Here is a 19,526-nt window from a genome sequence, read left to right as displayed (position 1 = left end):
GGGTGGAAAAGTAGGACACCGCCGAACACCCTTTCCCCTCGGCCCTCCGACCACAATCGGAGGGCCGAGGCATTTCTATAAGTAGCCTTTTTCGGTACTCAATCGAATAACGTCGGAATGGCCGAATGGAATTGCTTCTCCATTCCGAGCAGCATTCTCTTCCGTTCGATTCCGCCGCCATATCCGGTGAGACTCCCATTCGAGCCGATCACGCGGTGACACGGCACGATGATGCCGATCGGATTGTGGCCGTTCGCCAGTCCGACGGCCCTGGATGCGCCGGGAGCACCGATCTGCCGGGCGATCTCGCCGTACGAGCGCGTCTCACCGTACGGAATCGTCGTCAGCGCCTCCCACACCCGGCGCTGGAATGCGGTGCCGGCCAGATCGAGCTCCAGGTCGAACGTCGTGAGTTCGCCGGCGAAATACGCGCCGAGTTGTTCGACGGCGTCGCAGAACGCGGTCGGGTCGGGCACCCAGCCGTCGCGGCTCGGCTCATAGGTCTGATCCACCATGCGCAGATGCCTGAGGCGGTCGTCGCGGCCGGCGAGGGTCAACAGACCGACCGGGCTGTCGACGGTACGGAATCGGATCGTCACTGTCGGACCTCCTTCGGCGGCCAGTCGTTGACCGGATGGTCGAGCGCCGTCCACAGGTGCTGTGTCGCATACGCCCGCCAGGGTCGCCACCGCGCACCGTGCGCGGCGAGCGTTCTCGCCTCGTCGGGCAGGCCGAGCTGCCGGGCGGCGGTGAGCACGCCCAGGTCGGCGACCGGGAAGGCGTCGGGATCGCCGAGGCCGCGCATCGCGATCACCTCCGCGGTCCACGGGCCGATGCCGGGCAGCGCGGTGAGCTGCTGCCGCGCCTCGTCCCAGTCGCACCCGGGATCGAGGCGGACGTCGCCGGCCGCCAGCGCCGCGACGAGCCCCCGCACCGTGCGCTGCCGGCTGCGCGGCACGGCGAGATGCGCGGGGTCGATGTCGGCGAGGTCCTCCACGGTGGGGAACACGTGCGTCAGGCCACCGTGCGGATCGCCGACCGGACGGCCGTAGTGGGCGACGAGCCGACCGGCGTGCGTCCGGGCCGCCTTCAGCGACACCTGCTGGCCCAGGACGACCCGCACCGCCAGTTCCGCCTCGTCGACGGTGCGGGGGATGCGCTGCCCGGGCGCCTTGGCCACCAGGGCGGTGAGCTCGGGATCGGCGCCGAGCACGTCGACGACGGCTTCCGGGTCGGCGTCGAGGTCCACCAGGCGCCTGCACCGCGCGATCGCGCTGGCGAGGTCGCGAAGGTCCTCGAGGTGGAGCACGCAGTCGACGTGATCATCGCGGGGAGTCAGGCTCACGATGCCGTGCCCCTTGGACAGCCGAAGCGTGCGCCGGAACGCGCCGTCGCGGAACTCCTCGACACCCGGGACCGCGCTGGCCGCCAGATGGCCGAACACCCCTTCGTAGGCGAACGGCCTGCGCACCGGCAGGCGCAGCGCAAGCGACCCCGCGCCCGCCTCGGCGGACCCGTACCGCCGTCGTGCCCGCTCGCGCATCGCGGTGGGGGTGCACGCCGACGTGGCGCGCACGGTGTCGTTGAACTGCCGGATGCTCGAGAAGCCCGCGGCGAACGCCACGTCGGAGAACGGCAGATCGGTGGTCTCGATCAGCACCCGTGCGGTCTGTGCCCGCTGCGCACGGGCCAACGCGAGCGGGTTGGCGCCGACTTCGGCCTGCAGAATGCGCTGCACCTGCCGCGTGGTGTAGCCGAGGCGGTCGGCCAGCCCGGTGACGCCGTCGCGATCGACGGTCCCGTCGGCGATGAGGCGCATCGCCCTGGCGGCCACATCGCCGCGGACATTCCACTCCGGTGAACCCGGCGACGCATCCGGTCGGCAGCGTTTGCAGGCCCGGAATCCGGCGGCCTGTGCCGCCGCGGCCGTCGGGTAGAACCGCACGTTGCGGGCGAACGGCGGCCGGACGGGACAGCTTGGCCGACAATAGATCCGCGTGGTCAGCACGGCGGTGACGAACCAACCGTCGAACCGGGCGTCCTTGGACTGCACGGCCCGGTAGCAGCGGTCGAAATCGTCGTACATGCTGTCAGACTTACACGCCCCCACCGACACCACCGGCGGAAAACCGACATGGTTGTGGGTGGGCGCATCCGGGTGCGGGCGCCGCGACGCCACCGCGGCGTTCCCTAGACTCGTCGGCATGAGCGGCAGTACCGGGCAGGTGGTCCACGAAGGGCTGCTGAAGATCGAGGACTGCCTGGATGCCGAGGGCAACATCGTGCTCCCGCCGGGCGTCACGCTCATCTCCCTGATCGAGCGAAACATCGCCGCCGTCGGCGACGCGGTGGCATACCGCTATCTCGACCACAGCGGCGCCGACGACGTCGCCGTCGCCGAACTCACCTGGACCGAGCTCGGAGTGCGGCTCCGGGCGATCGCCGCGCGCGTGCAGGCACTCACCTCCCGCGGTGACCGGGTGGCGATCCTCGCGCCCCAGGGGCTCGACTACATCGCCGGGTTCTTCGCCGCGATCAAGGCGGGCACCGTCGCGGTCCCACTGTTCGCGCCCGAACTGCAGGGCCACGCCGAACGCCTGCACACCGCACTCGGCGACGCCCGCCCGACCGTAATGCTCACGACCACGGCGGCGGCCGGCGCCGTCGACGACTTCCTCGCCGGCCTGGCCGGTGTCGAGCGACCGCACGTCGTGCTGCTCGACGAGATCCCCGACGACGCGGGTGACGCGTTCGTGGAGCAGCCGGTCGACGTCGATGACGTCTCGCACCTGCAGTACACCTCCGGCGCGACCAGGCCGCCGGTCGGCGTGGAGATCACCCACCGGGCCGTCGGCACCAACCTCCTGCAGATGATCCTGTCGATCGACCTGCTGGACCGAAACACCCACGGCGTCAGCTGGTTACCGCTGTTCCACGACATGGGGCTGTCGATGATCGGGTTCCCGGCCGTCTACGGCGGACACTCCACGCTCATGTCGCCGACGGCGTTCCTGCGCCGTCCGCAGCGCTGGATCCGGGCGCTCGCCGAGGGATCCCGTGACGGCCGCGTGGTCACCGCCGCGCCCAACTTCGCCTACGAATGGACCGCCCAGCGCGGGCTGCCGGAGGCCGGCGAGGACGTCGACCTGGGCAACGTCGTCCTCATCATCGGCTCCGAACCGGTGAGCATGGCGGCCATCGACACGTTCACCGCGGCCTTCGCGCCGCACGGGCTGCCGCCGACGGCGTTCAAACCGTCCTACGGCATCGCCGAGGCGACGCTGTTCGTCGCGACGATCGCCCCCGACGCGCAACCGTCGGTGGTGCATCTCGACCGCGGACACCTGGCCGACGGCCGGGCGGTCCGCGTCGCGGCCGACTCGCGCAGCGCGGTCGCCCAGGTGTCGTGTGGTCAGATCGCCCGGAGCCAGTGGGCGGTGATCGTCGACCCCGCCTCGGGTGAGGAATTGCCCGACGGATACGTCGGGGAGATCTGGCTGCACGGCGACAACATCGGCCGCGGCTACTGGGGCCGGCCCGACGAGACACGCGAAACCTTCGGCGCGACATTGACTTCCGCCGCCGGAGGGCACGCCGGTGGCGTACCCCAGGATGCCGGCTGGCTGCGCACCGGCGATCTCGGCACCTACCTCGACGGCGAACTGTACGTCACCGGCCGCCTGGCCGATCTCGTGGTGGTCGACGGGCGGCAGCATTACCCGCAGGACATCGAGACCACCACGGCCGACGCCTCACCGCTGGTGCGCCGTGGCCACGTCACGGCGTTCACCGGGCGCGACGAGCAGCTGGTGATCATCGCCGAACGGGCGTCGGGAACCCGCCGCGCCGACCCGGCCCCGGCCGTCGACGCGATCCGTGAGGCGGTGCGGCAGCGGCACGGTATCGACGTGGCCGAGGTGCGTTTCGTCCCCGCGGGCGCCATCCCGCGGACCACGAGCGGCAAGCTGGCCCGTCGCGCCTGCCGCACCGCACATCTCGACGGGGCGCTGCGCGGGACCTGACGTCAGGCCAGCAGGGCCAGGCGGGTGGGCTCGTCGTGGCCACGCAGGGTCACCGTGTCGCCCAGCGTCCAGTGCGCGCGTTCGGAGTCGGTCGCGCCGTCGACGGTGGCGGATGAGGCGACCAGCCGATCGGGCGCCGACTTCGCCAGCTCGCACAGCCGTGCGGCCTCGTTGACCGGTTCGCCGATGACGGTGTACTCGAAGCGCTCCTTGGCGCCGACGTTGCCCGCGACCACCGTGCCTGCGGCCACTCCGATGCCCGCCTGGCAGTCGGGCACCTCGTCGGCCAGGCGCCTGGCGATGGCCCGAGCCGCCGACAGCGCCTCGTCCTCGGCGTTGTCGAGTGCTACCGGGGCGCCGAACACGGCCAGCACGGCATCGCCTTCGAACTTGTTGACCAGGCCGTGGTGACGATCCACCTCGTCGACGATCACCGCGAAGAACCGGTTGAGCAGTTCGACGATCTCCACCGCGGGCCGGCTGGTGACCATCTGCGTCGACCCGATGATGTCGACGAAGATCACGGCGGCGTGGCGTTCTTCGCCGCCGAGCTCGATCTGCTGCTTCTCGGCCGCCAGCGCGACCTCGCGGCCGACGTGGCGGCCGAACAGGTCGCGCACCCGTTCGCGTTCGCGCAGGCCCTCGACCATCTTGTTGAAGCCCCGCTGCAGCTCGCCGAGTTCGGTGCCGTCGAAAACCACCAGCCGACAGTCGAAGTCGCCCCGTTCGACGTTCTTCAGCGCCGCGCGCACCACCCGCACCGGCGTGGCGATGATCCAGGACAGCAGCCACATCAGGATCAGCCCGAAGAGCAGCGCCACGATCGCGATGATCATCACGGCGACGCCGAACTGCGTGGCGGTCAGATTGCGCATCGACAGCGAGAACACGGCGAGCATGAGGATGCCGAGCACGGGCACACCGGATCCGAGCAGCCAGACGGTCATGGTGCGGCCCATGACCCCGTGCGCGAACCGGCGTGGCGGGCGGCCCGCTTCCAGCGCCTGGGCCGCGATCGGCCGCAGCGAGAACTCGGTGATGAGGTAGCAGGCGGTGGCCACCACGATGCCGGGGAAACCGACGGCGAACAGGAACCGCGGGATGAAGGCCGAATCCTGTAGGCCGTACAACACCGTCAGGAGCGCCGTGCCGACACCCCAGAACAACAGCAACATCTTGGCCACGCGCGACGGCGCCAGGAACACGTTGCGCTGGTCGTCGCGGGTGGGAGTCCGCTCCTCGATCGCCCACCGCAGCGAGCGGACGGTACGGGAGGTGATCCACGCCGTGCCGAAGATCAGCGCGACCACCATGTAGGCGGGTACCACGCCCCAGGTCAACCAGGCGGGCGCGTCGGAGAACACGCTCGGCACCGGGATGGCCACGGCGTTGAGGAGCAGTGAGACCGCGATGCCCAGGATGTTGGTGAACAGGAGGAAGAACGTGAGGATGACCTGGATGCGGATGCGCCTGCGCTGTTGGTCCTCGTCGGGCTTTCCGAGCAGCCAGGAGCCGTAGTCGGGGGTGTCCGGCAGGCGACCGCTCTGCCTGGTCACCTTCTCAAGGAGCCGTCCCAGCCGCTGGGGAACGCTTCTCTTGGCGCTCGTCGTCGCGTCCATTGTGCCGCCAGCCTAATTTGCAGAAGTCCGCAGACCCTAATGTTGTGCGGGTGCGTCTCGTCATCGCCCAGTGCACGGTCGACTACATCGGTCGGTTGACCGCCCATCTGCCCTCCGCGCGCCGACTGCTGCTGTTCAAAGCCGACGGTTCGGTCAGCGTGCACGCCGACGACCGGGCCTACAAACCGCTGAACTGGATGAGCCCGCCGTGCCGGCTGACAGAGGAAGCCGGCGACGGCCACCCGGTGTGGGTGGTGGAGAACAAGGCGGGCGAGCAGTTGCGGATCACCGTCGAGGAGGTCGAGCACGACTCCAGCCACGACCTCGGCATCGACCCCGGGTTGGTCAAGGACGGTGTCGAGGCCCACCTGCAGAAGCTGCTCGCCGAACACGTCGAACTGCTCGGCACCGGGTACACGCTGGTGCGCCGCGAGTACATGACCGCAATCGGGCCGGTGGATCTGCTGTGCCGCGACGAGTCCGGGCGCTCGGTGGCCGTGGAGATCAAACGCCGCGGCGAGATCGACGGTGTCGAACAGCTCACCCGCTACCTCGAACTGCTCAACCGGGACAGCCTGCTCGCGCCGGTGTCCGGGGTGTTCGCCGCTCAGCAGATCAAGCCGCAGGCGCGCACGCTGGCCACTGACCGTGGGATTCGTTGCCTGATACTCGATTACGACCAGATGCGGGGGATGGACAGCGACGAGTTCCGGCTGTTCTGAAGCCCTAGACTGCCCCCATGCCCAGGCGCCGTCCTCCGCCGCGGCGGTCGCGCCCGCTGCCTCCGCCGTTCACCGAGCGGCGCGTCGAGCCGGGCCCCGACGGCTATGACTACGAGGTGCGGCCGGTGTCCGGCGCACGAGCGGCCAAGACCTACCGCTGCCCGGGCTGCGACCATGAGATCCGACCCGGCACAGCGCATCTGGTGGTCTGGCCGGCGGATGCGGGAGAGGCCGCGGTGGACGACCGCCGGCACTGGCACGCGCCGTGCTGGACGCACCGGGCCACCCGGGGCCCGACGCGCCGATGGTCCTAGTGGGTCAGTGCTCGGCGTCGGCCGCGGGCTCGACGAGTTCGATCAGCACGCCGCCGGCATCCTTGGGATGGACGAAGTTGATCCGCGAATTCGATGTGCCGCGGCGGGGCGCGTCGTAGAGCAGCCGGACACCCTGTTCGCGAAGCCGCTCGCTGAGCGCGTCGATGTCGCTGGTGCGGTAGGCCAGCTGCTGCAGGCCGGGGCCGCGCTTGTCGAGGAACTTCGCGATTGTGGAGGTCTCGTCCAGCGGGGACATCAGCTGGATCTGCGCGCTGCCGACCGGCGCGCCGCGCACCGACAGCATGGCCTCGCGCACGCCCTGCTCCTCGTTGACCTCTTCGTGCAGCACGATCATGCCGAGGTGGTCGTGGTACCACCTGATCGCTTCGTCCAGATCCGGCACCGCGATACCGACGTGATCGATCGCGGTCACCAGGGCGGTGGCCAGTACTGGACGGGCGTCAATTTGCTCGGCAGTCATATCGCAAAGGTAACCTAACGGCATCGGTTCCGAACACCTCAGGTCGGCTGTATAGCCTCATCGGAACCGCCTGAAACCCGCTTGGAGGTAGTGATGACGACGTCGGTGATCGTTGCTGGAGCCCGGACGCCGGTAGGCAAGTTGATGGGTTCGCTGAAGGACTTCTCGGGCAGCGACCTCGGGGCGCTCGCGATCAGGGCCGCGCTGGACAAGGCGGGAGTGGCCCCGTCCGCCGTCGAGTACGTGATCATGGGTCAGGTGCTCACCGCGGGCGCCGGGCAGATGCCGGCCCGCCAGGCGGCGGTGGCCGCGGGCATCCCGTGGGATGTGCCCGCGCTGACGATCAACAAGATGTGCCTGTCGGGTATCGACGCGATCGCACTGGCCGACCAGCTGATCCGCGCGGGCGAGTTCGACGTGGTGGTGGCCGGCGGCCAGGAGTCGATGAGCCAGGCGCCGCACCTGCTGGTGAACAGCCGCTCGGGTTACAAGTACGGCGACGTGACGGCGGTCGACCACATGGCCTACGACGGCTTGCACGACGTGTTCACCGACCAGCCGATGGGCGCACTCACCGAGCAGCGCAACGATGTCGACCAGTTCACCCGCGCCCAGCAGGACGAATACGCCGCGCAGTCCCATCAGCGCGCCGCCGCGGCGTGGAAGGACGGGGTGTTCGCCGACGAGGTGGTGCCGGTGTCGATCCCGCAGCGCAAGGGCGATCCGCTCGAGTTCGCCGAGGACGAGGGCATCCGCGCCAACACCACGGCCGAGTCGCTGGCCGGGTTGAAGCCGGCGTTCCGCAAGGACGGCACGATCACCGCCGGCTCGGCGTCGCAGATCTCCGACGGTGCCTGCGCGGTCGTCGTCATGAACAAGGCCAAGGCCGAGGAGCTGGGCCTGACCTGGCTGGCGGAGATCGGCGCGCACGGTGTGGTCGCCGGACCCGACTCGACGCTGCAGTCGCAGCCGGCCAACGCGGTCAAGAAGGCGATCGCCAAGGAAGGCATCACCGCCGACCAGCTCGACGTGATCGAGCTGAACGAGGCCTTCGCGGCGGTCGCGCTCGCCTCCACCCAGGAGCTCGGCGTCGATCCCGACAAGGTCAACACCAACGGCGGGGCGATCGCGATCGGACACCCGATCGGGATGTCGGGTGCCCGCATCGCCCTGCACGCGGCGCTCGAACTGGCCCGCAAGGGTTCCGGCTACGCGGTCGCCGCCCTGTGCGGTGCCGGTGGCCAGGGCGATGCGCTGATCCTGCGCCGCCCCTGACGCGAGCCCTCCCGGGGCCTCTACGACGGCTTGTAGTAATCGTGGCCGGCTTAGGGCACAATGGCGGCCATGTTCGGTGCTTTCGATCTGCGTAGCCCTGTCGGCTGGCTTCGGCTCGTCGGTCTGCTCGAGGCGGTGAGCTGGGTCGGCCTGCTGCTGGGGATGTACTTCAAGTACCTCGGCAGCCCGAGCACCGAGATCGGGGTCAAGATCTTCGGACCCGCCCACGGCGGCGTGTTCGTCGCGTTCGTCGTGGCCGCCGTCGTCACCGGATTCACCCTGCGGTGGAGGCTGTGGACATGGTTGCTGGCGGGGCTGGCGAGCATCGTCCCGCTGGGTACTGTGATCTTCCTCATATGGGCTGAGCGCACGGGCCGGTTGGGCGCCGACGCCGCCTCCGCGATGGGTCGGCCAGGGCGCCCGGTACCCGAAACGACGTGACAGACTTGCACGCGTGACACGTCCACGACCTTCCATCGGGCCGGCACTGGCCGGTGCGGTTGATCTGTCCGCGCTCAAGCAACGCCCCGCCGCCGAGTCGGGCGGCCCCAGCGGGGCGGGCGGCCCCGGCGGGGTCGAGATCACCGAGGCGAATCTCGAAGCCGAGGTGCTGGTCCGCTCCGGCCAGGTCCCCGTCGTCGTGCTGCTGTGGTCTCCGCGCAGCGACTCCAGCGTGGCGCTGGGGCAGACGCTGGCCGAACTGGCCGGCGCCGACGCCGGCAGGTGGTCGCTGGCGACGGTCAACGTCGACACCACGCCGCGGGTGGCGCAGATGTTCGGCGTGCAGGCGGTCCCCACGGTCGTCGCGCTCGCAGGCGGCCAGCCGATCTCGAGCTTCCAGGGCGCGCAGCCGGCCGATCAGCTGCGGCGCTGGATCGATTCGCTCCTCGAAGCCACCGCCGGAAAGCTCCCGGGCGCCGGGGATCCCGACCAGCCCGAGCGGGTCGACCCGGAGGTCGCCCAGGCGCGCGCCTTCCTCGACGAGGGAGACTTCGACGCCGCACTGGCGGCCTACCAGGCGATCCTCGACGCTCAGCCGAACCACGCGGAGGCCAAGGGAGCGGTCCGGCAGATCGCGTTCCTGCAGCGCGCGACGACCCAGCGCCCCGATGCGCCCACCGTCGCCGACGCCGCACCCGACGACGTCGACGCCGCCTTCGCCGCGGCGGATGTCGAGATCCTTCAACAGCAGGTCGAGGCGGCGTTCGAGCGGTTGATCGGCCTGGTCAAGCGCACCGCAGGCGATGAGCGCACCCGGGTCAGGACCCGGCTCATCGAGTTGTTCGAGCTGTTCGACCCAGCCGATCCCGAGGTGATCGCGGGTCGGCGCAAACTCGCCAACGCGCTGTACTGAGCGCGGCGTTCCAAGGCCTCTTCCGAACAGTTCCTGCCAGCCGTCGGTCAATCACTGCCAACGGGATGGATGGCCCTGACCTGCAGGTTGTTGCAGTCAGACCGGCCAGGAAATCCCTCCAGACCGAACGGACACGAAGAGGTACCGAGATGAACAAGTTCGGATTCGCCACCATCATCGCCGGCGGACTGGCCACCGGATTCCTGGCCTTGGCCGCCCCCGCTCAGGCCGCCCCCTCCGGACCGGGCAACGCCGCCGACACCATCAGCTCGCTCGACGACCGCGGCTACCAGGTCCGCGTCACCCAGCAGGGCATGAACAAGCCGCTCGACCAGTCCAGCATCGTCTCGGTCCGCTACGACAACGACGACCGCGTCGTCTACGTCACCACCCGCTGACCCCGACAGCTCCCCGCAGTCTCGACGTCTGCTAGGACAGCGGCGGGTCGGTCGCGGGCTCCTGCACGACGGGCGCGTCCGCCGGCACCGGTTCGAACCACAGCGCGGACAGCGGCGGCAGCACCATCACCGCCGAGGCGGGCCGGCCATGCCACGGCTCGTCGCTGGCCTGCACCGCCCCGTAGTTGCCGATCCCCGCGCCGTTGTAGTCCGACGCGTCGGTGTTGAGCACCTCGCGCCAGGTGCCGGCGTGCGGCAGTCCGAGCCGGTATTGGCTGTGCTCGGCGCCCGAGAAGTTGAACACGCACGCCAGCACCGAACCGTCGTCGCCGTAGCGCAGGAAGCTCAGCACGTTGTTGGCCGAGTCGTTGGCGTCGATCCACGAGTAGCCCTCGGGGCTGGTGTCGTGCGACCACAGCGCCCGGTGGCTCGTGTAGATCCCGTTCATGTCGGAGATCATCCGCAGAATGCCGTTGGAGTAGCTGTGCTCGTCGAGCTGGTACCAGTCGACACCGCGTTCCTCCGACCACTCCGCACGCTGGCCGAACTCCTGTCCCTGGAACAGCAGCTGCTTACCCGGGTGCGCCCACTGGTAGGCGAGCAGTTGCCGCACGCCGGCGGCCTTGCGGTGGTCGTCGCCGGGCATCCGGCCCCACAGCGTGCCCTTGCCGTGCACCACCTCGTCGTGGCTGATGGGCAGCACGTAGTTCTCGCTGAACGCGTACAGCATCGAGAACGTCATCTCGTGGTGGTGGTAGCTGCGGTGGATCGGGTCGCGGCTGATGAACGCCAGTGTGTCGTTCATCCAGCCCATGTTCCACTTCATCGAGAAGCCCAGGCCGCCCAGATTCGTCGGCCGGGTGACCCCAGGCCACGACGTCGACTCCTCGGCGATCGTCACGATGCCGGGGCTGGCCTTGTGCACCGTGGCGTTCATCTCCTGCAGGAACTGCACCGCCTCGAGGTTCTCGCGGCCGCCGTAGATGTTCGGTGTCCAGCCGCCCTCGGGCCGCGAGTAGTCCAGGTAGAGCATCGACGCGACGGCGTCCACGCGCAGCCCGTCGACGTGGAACTCCTGCAGCCAGTACAGCGCGTTGGCGACGAGGAAGTTGCGGACCTCGGCGCGGCCGAAGTCGAAAACGTAGGTGCCCCAGTCCAACTGCTCACCCCGGCGAGGGTCGGCGTGTTCGTAGAGCGCGGTGCCGTCGAACCGGCCCAGCGCCCACGCGTCCTTGGGGAAGTGGGCGGGCACCCAGTCGACGATCACCCCGATACCGGCCTGGTGCAATCGGTCGACCAGGTACCGGAATTCGTCGGGTGTGCCCAGGCGTGACGTCGGCGCGTAGTACGACGTGACCTGGTAGCCCCACGAGCCGCCGAACGGATGCTCGGCCACCGGCAGCATCTCGACGTGGGTGAACCCGTGTTCGACGACGTACTCGGTCAGCTGGTCGGCGAGCTCCACGTAGGACAGGCCGGGCCGCCACGACATCAGGTGCACCTCGAGGGTGCTCATCGGCTCGAAGACCGGGTTCTGGGCGGCCCGCTGCGTCATCCATGTGTCGTCGTTCCAGGTGTAGGTGCTCGTGGTGACCCGCGATGCGGTCTGGGGCGGCACCTCGGTGGCGAACGCCATCGGGTCGGCACGCTCGCTCACCACGCCGTCGGCACCGTGGATGCGGAACTTGTAGAGCCCGTCGACCGGGAAGCCCGGCCAGAAGAGCTCCCACACACCGGTCGAGCCGAGTACGCGCAGCTGCGCCTCGTTGCCCTCCCAGTGGTTGAAATCGCCGATCAACTGGACACCCTTGGCGTTGGGCGCCCACACCGCGAAGGAGACGCCTTCGACCACGCCGTCGGGGGTGGTGAAGCTGCGCGGATGCGCGCCGAGCACCTCCCACAACCGTTCGTGGCGGCCTTCGGAGAACAGGTGAAGATCCACCTCGCCCAGCGTGGGCAGGAACCGGTACGCGTCGGCGGTGTGGTGGATGTGCGGCTGATCGCCACCGTGGTCGTAGGCGACCTCGAGGCGGTAGTCGATCAGACCGGTGAACGGCAGGGTCACCGCGAATACGCCCGCCTCGAGGTGGGTGAACACGTGGCGCTCACCGCCGACGACGGCCGCGACCTCCGTCGCGTGCGGACGGTAGGCCCGGATCACGGTGTGATCGTCATATTCGTGCGCCCCGAGGATGGAGTGCGGGTCGTGATGCTCGCCGGCGAGCAGCCGGTTCAGGTCGGCGGTGTGCGGCCGCAGGTGCGGGCTGGTGGTCACGGTGCCATCCGTGCTGTCGGCGGTCAGTCGCTTCGTCTTGGCCATGCGTGTGTTCACTCCCTACGCAGTAGGTTGAGTCGTTGGTCGGCGGGCACCTGGGGCATGTTGAGCACGTGTGCGACCGCCCTGGCAGGCTCGATGCGCACGTAGTTCGACTGCCCCCACTGGTATTCCTCCCCGGTGATCTCGTCGCGCACCCAGAACCTGTCGTATGGCTCCATTCCCAGTGCGGGCATGTCCAACCACAACGTGGCCTCCTCGGGCCCGAACGGGTTGAGCGTCACCACGACGAGCACCTGGTCACCGGTGGCCGGGTCGAACTTGCTGTAGGCCAGGATGGCGTCGTTGTCGGGATAGTGGAACCTGATGGTGCGCAGTTCGTGCAGCGACGGGTGCACCCGCCGGATCTCGTTGAGGCGGGTGATGAACGGTTCGAGCGACTCGCCGTCGGCCAGGGCCGCGTCGAAGTCGCGCGGACGCAGTTCGTACTTCTCCGAGTTGAGGTACTCCTCGCTGCCCTCCCGCACCGGCCGGTGCTCGAACAGTTCGTAGCCGGAGTAGACCCCCCACACCGAACTCATCGTCGACGCCAGCACCGCGCGGATCGCGAACATGCCGGGACCGCCGTGCTGCAGGCTTTCGTGCAGGATGTCGGGGGTGTTGACGAACAGGTTCGGCCGCGCGTAGTCGGCGTGCTCGACGATCTGCTCACCGAACTCGGTCAGCTCGCTCTTCGACGTGCGCCAGGTGAAGTACGTGTACGACTGCGTGTAGCCGAGTTTCGCCAGTCCGTACAGGCGGGCCGGCCGGGTGAAGGCCTCGGCCAGGAACAGCACGTCGGGATCCTCGGTCTTGATCTGCCCGATCAGCCACGCCCAGAAGTTGGGCGGTTTGGTGTGCGGGTTGTCTACGCGGAAAACCTTGACGCCGTGGGAGATCCAGAACCGGACCACCCGCAGCACCTCCATGTACAACCCGGCCGGGTCGTTGTCGAAGTTCAGCGGATAGATGTCCTGGTACTTCTTCGGCGGGTTCTCCGCGTAGGCGATGGTGCCGTCGGGCAGCACCGTGAACCACTCCGGATGCTCACGCGCCCACGGATGGTCCGGCGCGCACTGCAGCGCCAGGTCGAGAGCCACCTCGAGCCCCTGGTCGCGGGCGGCGGCCACGAACTCGTCGAAGTCGTCGATGGTGCCCAGCTCGGGGTGCACCGCATCGTGGCCGCCCTCGTCGCTGCCGATCGCCCACGGGGATCCGACGTCGTTCGGTCCGGCGGTCACGCTGTTGTTCGGACCCTTGCGGTGCACCTTGCCGATCGGGTGGATCGGCGGCAGGTACACCACGTCGAAACCCATCCGGGCGACCCGGGGGAGCGCCTTGGTGGCGGTGGCGAACGTGCCGTGCACGGGATGGCCCTGGCTGTCCCATCCGCCGGTGGAGCGGGGGAAGAACTCGTACCAGGAGCCGAAGCGGGCCAGCGGGCGGTCCACCCACACGCCGTATTGCTCACCGCGCGTGACCAATTCACGCAGCGGATACTGGTCGAGCAGCGCTGTCACGTCGGCGGCCAGCGCGGCGCCGGCCCGGTAGAACGGGTCACCCGGTTCACGCAGTCGTTCGACCGCCTGCATCAGCGGGTAGCGGTCCTGGCGGGGGACACCGGTGGCGGCGCGCTCCAGGAGGCGTGCCCCGACGAGCAGGTCGTTGTCGAGTTCCGATTCGCTCTGCCCGGCGTCGAGTTTGGCGGTGACGTTGTGGCGCCACGTGGCGATCGGATCGCCCCACCCGTCGACGCGGAAGGTCCACAGCCCGACGGTGTCGGGGACGAAATGGCCGTGGAAGACATCGGGTGTGCGGCCCTGACTCATCGGCAGCGCCTGCGGTTTGACGCGCGGCGAGGCGGAGACCACCGCCTCGATGGGGACGGCCTCGGTGGCGTTCAGCCGGCCGACCGGGGCGTCGGCGAGTTCGGGATAGGACGTGCCGTGATAGCGCACCACCAGCGTCGCGGAGACGGCGTCATGGCCCTCGCGCCAGACGGTGGCGCTGACCGGCACCACCTCGCCCACCACCGCTTTGGCCGGATACCTGCCGCCGGATACCACGGGCGCGACGTCATCGATTCCGATACGGCCGGCCACCACCACTCCTCTTGAATCGGCGCGACCACCAGCATCGTCGGCGTGGCCACTGTCGGTTGGTTCTGTCTCGGTTGGTTCTCGATTGACCCTCTCCGCGCCCTATACCCACCGTAGTGCGGGGCCCAACCCGAAGCAGGCCAAGGAATCGGCGAGACGCTGCGGGGCTCGGAGAAGTCAGTAAGGTAAAGCCACGTGAAAGCCCTGCGCAGGTTCACCGTCCGAGCCCACCTTCCCGACCGGCTTGCCGCGCTCGAGCGGCTTTCCATCAACCTCCGCTGGTCATGGGACAAACCCACCCAGGATCTGTTCGCCGACATCGACCAGAAACTGTGGCAGCAGATCGGCTGTGACCCGGTCGCACTGCTCGGCGGTGTGAAGCCCGGGCGGCTCGACGAACTCGCCCGCGACGAGTCGTTCGTGCGCCGTCTCGACGGGCTGGCCGCAGATCTCGACGACTACCTGAGCCGGCCGCTGTGGTACCAGCAGGAGCTCGAGCAGGGTTCGGTGCTGCCCAACGGCATCGCGTACTTCTCGATGGAGTTCGGCGTGGCCGAGGTGCTGCCGAACTACTCCGGCGGCCTCGGCATCCTCGCCGGTGACCACCTCAAGTCCGCATCCGACCTCGGACTGCCGCTGATCGCGGTCGGGTTGTACTACCGCTCCGGGTACTTCCGGCAGTCGTTGACCGCCGACGGGTGGCAACACGAGAACTATCCGTCGCTGGATCCGCAGGGGCTGCCGCTGCGGCTGCTGACCGACGCCGACGACAACCAGGTCCTCGTCGAACTGGCGCTGCCCGACGCCGCCACGCTGCGCGCACGAGTCTGGATCGCCCAGGTCGGGCGGATTCCCTTGCTGCTGCTCGACTCCGACATCCCCGAGAACGACCACGACCTGCGCGGTGTCACCGACCGCCTCTACGGCGGCGACCAGGAGCACCGGATCAAGCAGGAGATGCTCGCCGGCATCGGGGGCGTGCGGGCGATCCGGGCGTTCACCGAGGTGGAGGGGCTGCCCTCGCCCGAGGTGTTCCACATGAACGAGGGCCACGCCGGCTTCCTCGGCGTGGAGCGCATCCGCGAATTGATCGACGCCGGACTGGATTTCGACACCGCGCTGACCGTCGTGCGGTCCTCGACGGTGTTCACCACGCACACCCCGGTGCCCGCGGGCATCGACCGGTTCCCGGTGGAGATGATCAAGCGGTACTTCGGCGGCTCCCAGCTGCTGCCCGGAGTGCCGCTGGACCGGATCGTCCGGTTCGGTGCCGAGGACGACCCGACGAAGTTCAACATGGCCCACATGGGTCTGCGACTGGCCCAGCGCGCCAACGGCGTCTCGCTGCTGCACGGGCAGGTCAGCCGGGAGATGTTCAACGAGCTCTGGCCGGGGTTCGACCCCGACGAGGTGCCGATCGGTTCGATCACCAACGGTGTGCACGCCCCGACCTGGGCGGCGCCGCAGTGGCTGGAACTCGGTCGCGAACTGCTCGGCAGCCAGGATCTGGGGCTGCTGCGGGAGACCGACACGTGGGAGCGTCTGCAGGAGGTGGACCCGAGCCACCTGTGGTGGATCCGCTCGCAGCTGCGCCGGGCACTGGTGGAGGACGTCCGCGCGCGGCTCCGTCGCTCCTGGCAGGAGCGCGGCGCCGCTGAAGCCGAGTTGGGTTGGATCGCAACGGCATTCGATCCCGAGGTCCTGACCATCGGCTTCGCGCGCCGAGTGCCCACCTACAAGCGGTTGACGCTGATGCTGCGCGATCCCGCCCGGCTGGAGAAGCTCCTGCTCGACAAGGAACGGCCGGTGCAGCTGATCGTGGCGGGCAAGTCGCACCCCGCCGACGACGGCGGCAAGGCGCTCATCCAGCAGGTGGTGCGGTTCGCCGACCGCCACGAGGTCCGCCACCGCATCGCGTTCCTGCCGGACTACGACATGTCGATGGCGCGCCAGCTGTACTACGGCTGCGACGTCTGGCTGAACAATCCGCTGCGGCCGCTGGAGGCGTGCGGCACCTCCGGGATGAAGAGCGCGCTCAACGGCGGCCTGAACCTGTCGATCCGCGACGGGTGGTGGGACGAGTGGTTCGACGGCGAGAACGGGTGGGAGATCCCGACCGCCGACGGTCTGGCCGACGAGACGCGGCGTGACGACCTGGAGGCCGCCGCGCTCTACGACCTCGTCGAACAGTCGGTGGCCCCGAAGTTCTACGAGCGTGACGAACACGGCATCCCCATCCGCTGGGTCGAGATGGTCCGCCACACCCTCAGGGTGCTCGGTCCCAAGGTGCTGGCCTCCCGGATGGTCCGCGACTACACCGAGAAGTACTACGCACCCGCCGCGCAATCGCTGCGGCGGACCGTCGAGGACGCCGACGGGGTGACGTTCGGTGCGGCCGGCGAGCTGGCCGACTACCGGCGCCGGGTGCAGGCGGCGTGGCCGAAGATCGAGGTCACCGACGTCGACAGCTCCGGGCTGCCCGACACCCCGCTGATCAACTCCGAGCTGACCCTGACCGCGACGGTGGCGCTGGCGGGTCTGCGCCCCGACGAGGTGTCCGTGCAGGCGGTGCTGGGGCGCGTCGACGCGAGCGACATGCTGCTCGATCCGGTGACGGTGCCGATGGGGCACACCGGCACCGCCGATGACGGCAGGGAGATCTTCTCCACCACGACACCGCTGCCGGTGGCCGGGCCCGTGGGCTACACCGTGCGGGTGCTGCCGCACCATCGGCTGCTGGCCGCGGACAACGAGCTCGGCCTGGTCGCGCTGGCGTGAGCCTGGTCCGCGAGATCGGCGGCGGCCCCTACGCGCTGGCCGCCGGGCCCGACGGGGCGATGTGGGTGACGCTCGTGCACGACGGCGCGATCGCCAGGGTGGGCGCCGACGGCGACGTCGAGCGCTTCCCGGTGGCGGCCGGGTCCCGGCCGTCACTGATCACCGCCGGACCCGACGGGGCGCTGTGGTTCACCCGCAACGGCGACGACCGGATCGGGCGCATCACCACCGAGGGCGCGCTCACCGCGTTCCCCCTCGCCGAGGGCAGCGCGCCGTTCGGCATCTGCGTCGGTGCGGACGGGGCGCTGTGGTTCACCGAGATGGGGTCGGGCGGTATCGGTCGCATCACCGTCGACGGCGAGGTGAGCGGGTGGGCGTCGGTCGGCGGCACCCCGTCGATGATCACCCGCGGTCCGGACGACGCGGTGTGGTTCACCCTCAACCAGGGCAACGCGATCGGCCGCCTGCACCCCGGCGACGGGGTGACCGCGCGCGAGTTGCCGACGCGCGGCGCGGGCCCGGTGGGCATCACCGCCACCCACGACGACGCGATCTGGTTCACCGAGTTCCTCGCCGACAAACTCGGCCGGATGCCGCTGGACGGGGCCCTGCAGGAGATCGACCTGCCCGGGAAACCGCATGCGGTGGTCGCCGATCCGGCCGGCGGCGTGTGGGTCAGCCTGTGGGGGGCCGACCGGCTGGCCCGGGTCGGCGCCGACGGCGACGTCGAGACCTACGACCTGCCGCCCGGCAGTGAACCGCACGGTCTGGCGTTCGGCCCCGACGGCGCGCTGTGGGTCGCGCTGGAGTCCGGGTTCGTCCTCCGCATGCCCGACTGACCCGCGTGCCGGGACGCCTGTCGAGCTGCCGCGGGCGCCCATGTACCTTCCGTTAGTGGGTCTAGTCATCTGGAGGGCTACAACGATGTGGCAACGGGGCTTCACGGTGTTGGCGATCTGCGGTCTGCTCGCGGCCGCACATCCGGCGCAGGCGTGGGCGCAGCCCGCAGCCGAACCGGTGGCCTCCGACGCGGCGCCGCCCCCGCCCGAAGGCGCGGTGGCTTCGACGCCGCCCGCGCACACCGAGACCCCCGACGGGTGGACGCTGACCCTGTCGGCGAAGGACGAGACGCAGGCGATCATCCCGCCGCTGACGACCGCGCTGTCGTCGCGCGAGTACGTCGTGGGCGGCACCTTCTCCGGTGAACTCGGCGGTCCGGAGGCCGGTGAACCGCCAACCGGAGTCCTCGAGGTCGGCTACGAAATCGGTTGCGGCATCGACATGAGCACGTCCAACGGGGTCTCGCTCACCGGGACCGCCGGGCTGAACCCGTCGCTCGGCGTGATCGGGACCGACGTCATCTCACCGGTACCCGACGGCATCCTTCCCGGCATCGGCGGCAACATCGGCGGCGGCGTCACCGTCGGTCTGAAACCGGGCATCATCAACGTCGTCCCGGTGACCGAGAAGGAGTTCACCGGCGCCGCGCCGTGGGTGATGGTCAGCAACTTCCGCATCAAGATCGACGGCTGCGTCGGTCAGTCGTTCATCCGGTCCTACGCCATCCTGACCCGCGAGACCGAGATGTCCGAGGCGGTGCTGGCCTGGTACGGCACCACCAAGGTCGTCTGACGGCTCCGCCCTACGGGAAGCGGTTCAGACACCGCTGCTCGTCGCCGAGCACCCCGACCCGGAACGCGTCGATCCGGGAGAACCCGGACGGCACCGAATCGCCGTTGACGTCGCTGGCCGCCAGCCCGTTGGTCAGGATGCCCGACACCGCCTCGTCGAGATCGCCCGCCGTCAACGCGATGGTGCTGCCGTCGGGGGTGGTGACATCGCTCGACAGCTTCGTGGTCGCGACCCCCGTCAGGCATGCGGTGCGCAGCGCCGCCTCGGCGGTGTCGAGAACCAGCCCCCGCTCGTGCTGCACCGCCTGCAGATATCGCGACATCAGCACCGAGTAGGCCGTGTTGTCGCCGTTGGCCAGCCCGTGGGTGTCGACGTCCAGTTGCGGGGCCCCCATCGTCTGCAGTTCGGGGAGGTCGACGACGAGGCGGTTGGTGGCGGGGCAGTAGGAGACCGGCGGGCTCGGGCGCGCGTCCGGGCACGTGTCGGCGGCCTCGGCGGTGAAGTCGAGAGTGGGTGGG

General features: G+C 69.5%; 16 protein-coding genes and 1 pseudogene. 10 read left to right on the top strand and 7 right to left on the bottom strand.

The genetic code is table 11. The features are described 5' to 3' along the window. Positions 1 to 98: 98 nt before the first annotated feature. Complete coding sequence (locus AU196_RS17405; RefSeq protein ID WP_059096335.1) at positions 99 to 599, bottom strand: methylated-DNA--[protein]-cysteine S-methyltransferase; 501 nt, start codon at positions 597 to 599, stop codon at positions 99 to 101. Continuing rightward, positions 596 to 2,086: a DNA-3-methyladenine glycosylase 2 family protein gene (locus AU196_RS17400; RefSeq protein ID WP_059096334.1), complete on the bottom strand. Its 1,491-nt coding sequence runs from the start codon at positions 2,084 to 2,086 to the stop codon at positions 596 to 598. The genes AU196_RS17405 and AU196_RS17400 overlap by 4 nt, the downstream gene beginning before the upstream one ends. Before the next feature lie 118 nt (positions 2,087 to 2,204). On the opposite strand from AU196_RS17400, the gene AU196_RS17395 reads away from it, so the two are divergent. Continuing rightward, on the top strand, positions 2,205 to 4,022 hold the full coding sequence (locus AU196_RS17395) for a fatty acyl-AMP ligase (protein ID WP_059096333.1): 1,818 nt from the start codon (positions 2,205 to 2,207) through the stop codon (positions 4,020 to 4,022). 2 nt (positions 4,023 to 4,024) lie between these two features. Here AU196_RS17395 and AU196_RS17390 read toward each other — a convergent pair whose 3' ends face one another. Next, positions 4,025 to 5,641: an adenylate/guanylate cyclase domain-containing protein gene (locus tag AU196_RS17390; protein WP_059096332.1), complete on the bottom strand. Its 1,617-nt coding sequence runs from the start codon at positions 5,639 to 5,641 to the stop codon at positions 4,025 to 4,027. A gap of 50 nt (positions 5,642 to 5,691) precedes the next feature. Between AU196_RS17390 and nucS the strand changes: the two genes are divergently transcribed. Together nucS and AU196_RS17380 are read left to right on the top strand one after the other, a co-directional pair. Continuing rightward, positions 5,692 to 6,363, top strand: a complete 672-nt coding sequence (gene nucS / locus AU196_RS17385) for an endonuclease NucS (RefSeq protein WP_059096338.1) — start codon at positions 5,692 to 5,694, stop codon at positions 6,361 to 6,363. A gap of 17 nt (positions 6,364 to 6,380) precedes the next feature. Continuing rightward, a complete protein-coding gene (locus tag AU196_RS17380; RefSeq protein WP_059096331.1) occupies positions 6,381 to 6,677 on the top strand; it encodes an Rv1322 family protein in 297 nt (98 codons plus the stop codon). A 4-nt stretch (positions 6,678 to 6,681) separates the two neighbouring features. On the opposite strand, the gene mce is transcribed toward AU196_RS17380, so the two are convergent. Then, entirely contained in the window at positions 6,682 to 7,158 is a 477-nt protein-coding gene (gene mce / locus AU196_RS17375; RefSeq protein WP_059096330.1) for a methylmalonyl-CoA epimerase, read from the bottom strand. A 93-nt stretch (positions 7,159 to 7,251) separates the two neighbouring features. Here mce and AU196_RS17370 point away from each other — a divergent pair, with 93 nt between their 5' ends. From AU196_RS17370 to AU196_RS17355, 4 genes are all read left to right on the top strand, one after another. Next, a complete protein-coding gene (locus AU196_RS17370) occupies positions 7,252 to 8,433 on the top strand; it encodes an acetyl-CoA C-acetyltransferase (RefSeq protein WP_059096329.1) in 1,182 nt (393 codons plus the stop codon). A 60-nt stretch (positions 8,434 to 8,493) separates the two neighbouring features. Then, complete coding sequence (locus AU196_RS17365) at positions 8,494 to 8,874, top strand: DUF3817 domain-containing protein (protein ID WP_059096328.1); 381 nt, start codon at positions 8,494 to 8,496, stop codon at positions 8,872 to 8,874. 13 nt (positions 8,875 to 8,887) lie between these two features. Next, on the top strand, positions 8,888 to 9,787 hold the full coding sequence (locus AU196_RS17360; RefSeq protein ID WP_059096327.1) for a tetratricopeptide repeat protein: 900 nt from the start codon (positions 8,888 to 8,890) through the stop codon (positions 9,785 to 9,787). A 149-nt stretch (positions 9,788 to 9,936) separates the two neighbouring features. After that, positions 9,937 to 10,185, top strand: coding sequence for a hypothetical protein (locus tag AU196_RS17355; RefSeq protein WP_059096326.1), 249 nt, complete (start codon positions 9,937 to 9,939; stop codon positions 10,183 to 10,185). Between the two features lie 31 nt (positions 10,186 to 10,216). Here the strand turns inward: AU196_RS17355 and glgB are convergent, their stop codons facing one another. Next, a complete protein-coding gene (glgB, locus tag AU196_RS17350) occupies positions 10,217 to 12,505 on the bottom strand; it encodes a 1,4-alpha-glucan branching protein GlgB (protein ID WP_059096337.1) in 2,289 nt (762 codons plus the stop codon). Positions 12,506 to 12,513: 8 nt separating this feature from the next. Next, positions 12,514 to 14,601, bottom strand: a complete 2,088-nt coding sequence (locus AU196_RS17345) for an alpha-1,4-glucan--maltose-1-phosphate maltosyltransferase (RefSeq protein ID WP_059096336.1) — start codon at positions 14,599 to 14,601, stop codon at positions 12,514 to 12,516. 192 nt (positions 14,602 to 14,793) lie between these two features. Here AU196_RS17345 and AU196_RS17340 point away from each other — a divergent pair, with 192 nt between their 5' ends. From AU196_RS17340 to AU196_RS17330, 3 genes are all read left to right on the top strand, one after another. Next, positions 14,794 to 17,376, top strand: a complete 2,583-nt coding sequence (locus AU196_RS17340; RefSeq protein WP_059096325.1) for a glycosyltransferase family 1 protein — start codon at positions 14,794 to 14,796, stop codon at positions 17,374 to 17,376. After that, positions 17,373 to 18,215 (top strand): virginiamycin B lyase family protein, encoded by an 843-nt coding sequence (locus AU196_RS17335; RefSeq protein WP_059096324.1) that lies wholly within the window; start codon positions 17,373 to 17,375, stop codon positions 18,213 to 18,215. Before AU196_RS17340 ends, AU196_RS17335 begins: the two co-directional genes overlap by 4 nt. An 85-nt stretch (positions 18,216 to 18,300) precedes the next feature. Next, entirely contained in the window at positions 18,301 to 19,008 is a 708-nt protein-coding gene (locus AU196_RS17330; RefSeq protein WP_059096323.1) for an MspA family porin, read from the top strand. Positions 19,009 to 19,018: 10 nt separating this feature from the next. On the opposite strand, the pseudogene AU196_RS17325 reads toward AU196_RS17330, so the two are convergent. Further along, positions 19,019 to 19,526 (bottom strand): annotated as a pseudogene (locus tag AU196_RS17325) (peptidase); the annotation flags it as partial.

Origin of the sequence: Mycobacterium sp. IS-1742 (assembly GCF_001500125.1) — a bacterium.
GTDB lineage: Bacteria > Actinomycetota > Actinomycetes > Mycobacteriales > Mycobacteriaceae > Mycobacterium.
The sequence above is the reverse complement of the archived record's forward strand: the minus strand, read 5'-3'. Positions and strand labels throughout refer to the sequence as shown.

Coding starts and splice junctions, on each gene's coding strand:
- AU196_RS17390 (WP_059096332.1), bottom strand. CDS start 5,641: ATGGACGCGACGACGAGCGCCAAGAGAAGCGTTCCCCAGCGGCTGGGA.
- AU196_RS17380 (WP_059096331.1), top strand. CDS start 6,381: ATGCCCAGGCGCCGTCCTCCGCCGCGGCGGTCGCGCCCGCTGCCTCCG.
- AU196_RS17395 (WP_059096333.1), top strand. CDS start 2,205: ATGAGCGGCAGTACCGGGCAGGTGGTCCACGAAGGGCTGCTGAAGATC.
- AU196_RS17365 (WP_059096328.1), top strand. CDS start 8,494: ATGGCGGCCATGTTCGGTGCTTTCGATCTGCGTAGCCCTGTCGGCTGG.
- glgB (WP_059096337.1), bottom strand. CDS start 12,505: ATGGCCAAGACGAAGCGACTGACCGCCGACAGCACGGATGGCACCGTG.
- mce (WP_059096330.1), bottom strand. CDS start 7,158: ATGACTGCCGAGCAAATTGACGCCCGTCCAGTACTGGCCACCGCCCTG.
- AU196_RS17355 (WP_059096326.1), top strand. CDS start 9,937: ATGAACAAGTTCGGATTCGCCACCATCATCGCCGGCGGACTGGCCACC.
- AU196_RS17330 (WP_059096323.1), top strand. CDS start 18,301: ATGTGGCAACGGGGCTTCACGGTGTTGGCGATCTGCGGTCTGCTCGCG.
- AU196_RS17370 (WP_059096329.1), top strand. CDS start 7,252: ATGACGACGTCGGTGATCGTTGCTGGAGCCCGGACGCCGGTAGGCAAG.
- AU196_RS17400 (WP_059096334.1), bottom strand. CDS start 2,086: ATGTACGACGATTTCGACCGCTGCTACCGGGCCGTGCAGTCCAAGGAC.